General features: G+C 38.9%; 6 protein-coding genes and 1 pseudogene. 2 read left to right on the top strand and 5 right to left on the bottom strand.

All coding sequences use genetic code 11. The features are described from left to right. Positions 1–589 (bottom strand): nitrogenase component 1 (locus CDG79_RS39010; RefSeq protein ID WP_317616611.1); only part of this gene is annotated, 589 nt, incomplete at its 3' end. A gap of 1,181 nt (positions 590–1,770) precedes the next feature. Between CDG79_RS39010 and CDG79_RS39005 the strand changes: the two genes are divergently transcribed. Then, a complete protein-coding gene (locus tag CDG79_RS39005) occupies positions 1,771–2,364 on the top strand; it encodes a TetR/AcrR family transcriptional regulator (protein WP_094346845.1) in 594 nt (197 codons plus the stop codon). A 255-nt stretch (positions 2,365–2,619) separates the two neighbouring features. On the opposite strand, the gene CDG79_RS39000 is transcribed toward CDG79_RS39005, so the two are convergent. Then, a complete protein-coding gene (locus tag CDG79_RS39000; protein WP_189525295.1) occupies positions 2,620–2,943 on the bottom strand; it encodes a transposase in 324 nt (107 codons plus the stop codon). Between the two features lie 146 nt (positions 2,944–3,089). On the opposite strand from CDG79_RS39000, the pseudogene CDG79_RS38995 reads away from it, so the two are divergent. After that, a pseudogene (locus tag CDG79_RS38995) lies at positions 3,090–3,491 on the top strand (NF041680 family putative transposase); the annotation flags it as partial. 78 nt (positions 3,492–3,569) lie between these two features. On the opposite strand, the gene CDG79_RS38990 reads toward CDG79_RS38995, so the two are convergent. From CDG79_RS38990 to CDG79_RS45705, 3 genes are all read right to left on the bottom strand, one after another. After that, entirely contained in the window at positions 3,570–3,794 is a 225-nt protein-coding gene (locus tag CDG79_RS38990) for a hypothetical protein (protein ID WP_094346844.1), read from the bottom strand. Positions 3,795–3,904: 110 nt separating this feature from the next. Then, positions 3,905–4,258, bottom strand: coding sequence for a hypothetical protein (locus tag CDG79_RS38985; protein WP_094346843.1), 354 nt, complete (start codon positions 4,256–4,258; stop codon positions 3,905–3,907). A gap of 227 nt (positions 4,259–4,485) precedes the next feature. Continuing rightward, the gene (locus tag CDG79_RS45705; protein ID WP_223278628.1) at positions 4,486–4,704 is read right to left on the bottom strand and encodes a phosphopantetheine-binding protein; all 219 of its coding nucleotides are present in this window, start codon (positions 4,702–4,704) and stop codon (positions 4,486–4,488) included. Between the last annotated feature and the right edge of the window lie 244 nt (positions 4,705–4,948).

The raw sequence follows: 4,948 nt of genomic DNA, 5'->3' as shown, positions 1-4,948 counted from the left end.
GCTCATAGGTTCCTACTTTGTCAGTCATCCACCCCATGTTGAACACGTGGTGTCCTTTGGATTGACTCACCCCAGCAAAACCGGGACACTCAACGGTGAAGATATCGACATCACCAAGTTCTTTTTCTACTTCTTTGACTACAGGTTTGATATCATCACCAATTAAAGCAGTAGAGCAGGTGGTGTACACCATCATCCGCTTAATGTCAGGAAATTCGGCAAAGGCTTCCAGCATCGCTTTTTTGAGCAGCTTTTCACCACCGAAGACAACGTGCTGTTCCTTCATGTCTGATGACCAGACATATTTAAGTTGGAAGTTGCCATTATCGCTGGGATAGCGTTTGGTGTGCCATGTATCATAAGCACAGCCCACAGGCCCGTGTATCAACTGGATAGTATCTTTGAGGACACCACCAATTACTAGCTTTGCACCACAATAGCTGCATCCGCGCTCAGATAATGAGCCGGGAATGGTTTCGACGTGGGCGCTGGGGAGAAACTGGGTTGTATCTTCTCCTTTCTCTTTAATATATATGTGCTTCTCCCGTTCGGGAATCGTTTCGTCGCACTTAAACAACTTCATTGGCATGGCTGATTGCTCCTTGTGCAATAGCTGATAAGAAGAATCATTCTTCTATATCTTTATTTTTGTCAGAAACTTCTTTGAGTTCCTTGATTTCAAAATCCTATCAACCTTTTTAATTAATAATAGTAAATTTGATAACAAATAGCGGAATTAATATTGGAAAATGGAAATAAAACCAGTTTATACTAGACAGTTTTGTCTAGTTTTTAATGAACCCGAATCATTCTATATATAAGAGTTTTAGTAATGATAATAGACAGACTATTCTAACTATATATAAGAGGATGAATGATTTAATTTCTATCCTGATTATGGATGCTTCAGTTGGATAATTCGGCGAGAGTTACTTGACTTCAAACAACAAAATAACGAAATTATCGGCTTTGCGGCTCTCTAGCTGATGACTAATTGTAACCACGAATACTGTTTGTAAATTAATTTCTCAGCGCAAGTAAATTGGCCAGATGTATGATATTCTTGATTTATAGGGAATCTAAACCACTTCACGCACAAAGGATCTCCAAGCACTTGCGCTGTAGTGATGAAGCCAAATCCCATAAGTTAACCAATTGTTTGATGAACTGATGATCTTGCTCCACAAGTCTCTGGAGGATTGTGGAAGTACTCGATCGGTAGCAGTTCCAGAGTTCGGGGGGACTTTGGTCTGCTTGCAGTTCATCAATCACTTTTGGGATAAACCTTTTATTATTTACAGATAGTGTTTTCTTAAATCCTCAGAAAGAATCGAAGTTTTGGCGAATGAAAGAATAGGACAAGCAATCGATAACAGTGTTTACGATTTAAGCAAATGGATAAAACAAACTTAATGCAATATCGATATCAATGAAACACCCTGGTATTTAAAAGGAATCAAAGAATGGTTAAGGGTGTTTTAAAATTTTCAAGTTTTGTTAATTTATCCGGCTCATACACGTTATTGTATAGAGTTAAAATCTACTTTATAAATTAATGTATAGCACTGTATTTATTTATGATAATTACAGTGTATACAATTGCTCTGACGTAAAATTCTAACAGAAATATCAAATACTTGACACGTTTATAGTCTAACTTCAAAAAGCTCGTAAAGCATCAGGTTTAAATAATCGTGAAGTTAGGAAAATCTTTGTCAGTATTATGATGAAGTATTTAAGATTTACACATTATTCAAGGATGCGATCTAAATGACTAAAGCAAAAACAACCCGTAAATCTGTTCGCGATCGCATCCTAAGTACAGCATCAGGCTTGTTTTATCGAGAGGGAATTCGCAATGTCGGTATTGACAGAATTGTTGCGGAATCTGGGGTTGCTAAAATGTCGCTCTACAATCATTTCAAGTCAAAAGATGCATTGATTGAAGCGTGGCTGCGACAACAGGATGAACAATGGTATGAATGGCTCAAAACCACCATTGAACAACGAGGTTCTAACCCATCCCAACAACTACTGGCAATATTTGATGCCCTGCGGGAATGGTTTGAAGGCCCAGATTTTCGAGGTTGTGCATTCATTAATGCTTCAGTGGAACTAGCCAATGCTGACCATCCTGGACATCGAGTGGCATTGGAGCATCAACAATCGATTTACCACTACATCAAAAGCCTAGCTCAAGCCGCAGAAGTTTCATCACCGGAACAGTTAGCCAGGCAACTGCTTCTGTTGGTGCAAGGTGCGATCGTGGTGGCGATGATGGAAGGAAGTTGGTCAACTGCTTCACAGGCGAAAAAAGTCGCGGCAACGCTAATCCAGACTGCATCAAAATCCAGCGTTACATGAAGTCTATTATATGATTTAATGTAAAAAATCATACTGCAACTCAATATGGAGCAGTCAGGGATGAGAATTCATTACTTGAACCTATCCCACTAATAAAACTCTTTGAATCCAGATATGAATAGTAGCAAGATCAATGAATGCATCCCAGATATGAATAGTAGCAAGATCAATGAATGCATCAAAATATACTTTGATCCGTTCCCAGCGAACCACTAAACGACGATATTTGCGTTGATACCAAGCAAAACAGCGTTCCTACTGAAATCTGGGAACAGAGATTTTGATAGGTCTACCTCTATTCTTCCTGCTTTTCCAGACTCGTTTTGGTATTTGAGGTCTAATACCCCGCTTACGTAAAGCAGCACGTTTTTCCTTTGAATCATAACCTTTATCAGTAGCCAGTACCTTAAGCTTTTTACGTGGTCTACCGCGTTTTAAAGTTTTAAGTTTTACTTTATTAAGCAAAGGTAATACCTGTTCTCTTTCGTTACCGTTGGCTGCCGTTGTGCAGTTAGCCAGTGGCATTCCACTACCTTGAGTTAGTGTATGAATTAGAACACATGAATCCTTTGCCACCATACGCAATCTCTTCACCACCTCCCTTTCCAGGGGGAAAAAGAGCCGTCAACAGCCCCAAAATCCCAATTTATTAGCCCTTTCTCATCAGCGATCGCTTTTGGACTTTGGACAAAAAAGAGTGGTTCGCTTATAATTTACGCGAACCAAGCTACAGACAACGCTACGATCTTGAACACATGTTCCGCTTCAGTAAGCAGCGTTTGTTGATGACAGAGTTTCAAACTCCGGAGATCGAAAACGAGGAAAATTGGATACGCTTAGTAATGCTCTCTTACGTACAGTTGTGGGCGGCAAGGGAGTTAGCGAGACACTTACCCAGAGCCTGGGAGCGTTATTTAAAACAAAACGATGATAAGATTGTGACTCCAAGTGTGGTGCAACGCGATTTTCACCGAATTATTTCAGAGATTAGTACACCTGCGCGTTCTCCCAAAACCCGAGGAAATTCAATTGGTCGAGTTCAAGGTCAAGTTCAAACGCAACGAACTAAGCAACCTGTCGTCAAGAAGCAGTCTAAAGTAACACCTAGTCAACAAAAAGCCGCGTAAATTTTCTTAGGCTTTAAGCGTTTAAATCTGTTTCATTCAGTTTGAAAAATAACTGGGGTAATTTCTGATGCTTACTTTTTAGGTTCGCGATTCATACTCGCGAATCACTTCTTTTTGTCCAAAGTCCAAAAATACAGGACATATAGGAAATCTTCGTCTCAAATCACCCAAATCTAAAGTATTTACCGATGGCGAAAGCAAGCCTAATTTTGCCATATCTTCTACTGATTGCCTAAAAGCGTCAAAATTCTTAATAGCTTGGTGTTTATCTGTAAAAGTGCCTTGTTCAAACAGGTAGTCCATCACTTGGTAAGTCTCTTGACTATTTGTAAGCTGTTGCGTATTTAATTTGTATATGCGATGCGGGCAAGATGCCCGCACTACAATAATTTTACGTTTTCGTACTATACAATTTAGATGCACATCAGCTTAGTTAGATCGACTGGTTCTTCAGGTATCATTAGCAAGCTATAATCTCCTTTTTTAAACACTCTCAAAACTTTATGAGTTACAAAGACTATAAAAGAATCTGGGATATTGTGGGCTTTTATACACTGCTGCATACTTTCTAAAACAGGAAAGGCTTGAATTTTCTGGAACCGATGGTATGCTGCTTCTACAGATTGTTCGTGAATAAAAATTTCTAAGATAGTTAACCAATCTTTGTTTTCAATAACCTGGGTTTTCTTCTGTTTACAGTCATGTAATACCAAAACTTGAGAATTTTCAATTGTCAAAAAGGCACTAGCAATATAATTTTTCTGCATAAAGAGTTTCCTTTGTTTATCAATGTATCTTAAAAATTGAACCCGCCAGCTTGTAGGTTAGCTAGCAGAATTTGGTTACTATAAAGAATTGTATCTTTGGAGAAGTCGCTTATATTAAATCCCGTTTAACGTAACATTTTTAGACCAGGTAATTCAACTAGTCCGATACTGGGAGCTTTTCCGGCTTTCACTGTTATTAGACTTTGCATATCATCAAAATTCCTCTATTAAAATAGGGAAACCAGGAGAGTTTGCTGCAATAAATAGTTTGCCAGACTATGAATGCTAGGGTACGTGAATAAATCGACAATCTTCAAGTTAGGATAATCTGAAGATAATAAATGATGAACCTGTACTACTAAGAGTGAATGACCGCCAACTTCAAAAAAGTTATCGTGGATGCTGAGTTTTTCACAATCTAAAACCTGTCGCCAAACAGCGGCAATTTTTTCTTCTGCTTGATTACAGGGAGGGGTATGTATCGCAGATGAAGTAATCGTAGGGATGGGTAATGCTTTTTGATCGATCTTGCCATTTGGGGTTTGTGGAAATTGGTCTAGGGTCGAATGGCACTAAGAAAAGCTATAAGCTATATTCCATAAGCATTACAGGTATTAATACCTTAAGAGCAGTGGACGCTTCGCTGCGATCGCTATTTTTGTAGGTGCTGTCAAATCGAGGCGGTAAATG

Source organism: Nostoc sp. 'Peltigera membranacea cyanobiont' 232 (assembly GCF_002245985.1).
Classification (GTDB): Bacteria; Cyanobacteriota; Cyanobacteriia; order Cyanobacteriales; family Nostocaceae; genus Nostoc.
Note: the sequence above shows the minus strand (reverse complement) of the source record. Positions and strands in the feature narration are given on the sequence as shown.

Bases quoted from the DNA above. Each gene is read 5' to 3' on its own strand.
- CDG79_RS39005 (WP_094346845.1), top strand. From the start codon at position 1,771: ATGACTAAAGCAAAAACAACCCGTAAATCTGTTCGCGATCGCATCCTA.
- CDG79_RS39000 (WP_189525295.1), bottom strand. From the start codon at position 2,943: ATGGTGGCAAAGGATTCATGTGTTCTAATTCATACACTAACTCAAGGT.
- CDG79_RS38990 (WP_094346844.1), bottom strand. From the start codon at position 3,794: ATGGACTACCTGTTTGAACAAGGCACTTTTACAGATAAACACCAAGCT.
- CDG79_RS38985 (WP_094346843.1), bottom strand. From the start codon at position 4,258: ATGCAGAAAAATTATATTGCTAGTGCCTTTTTGACAATTGAAAATTCT.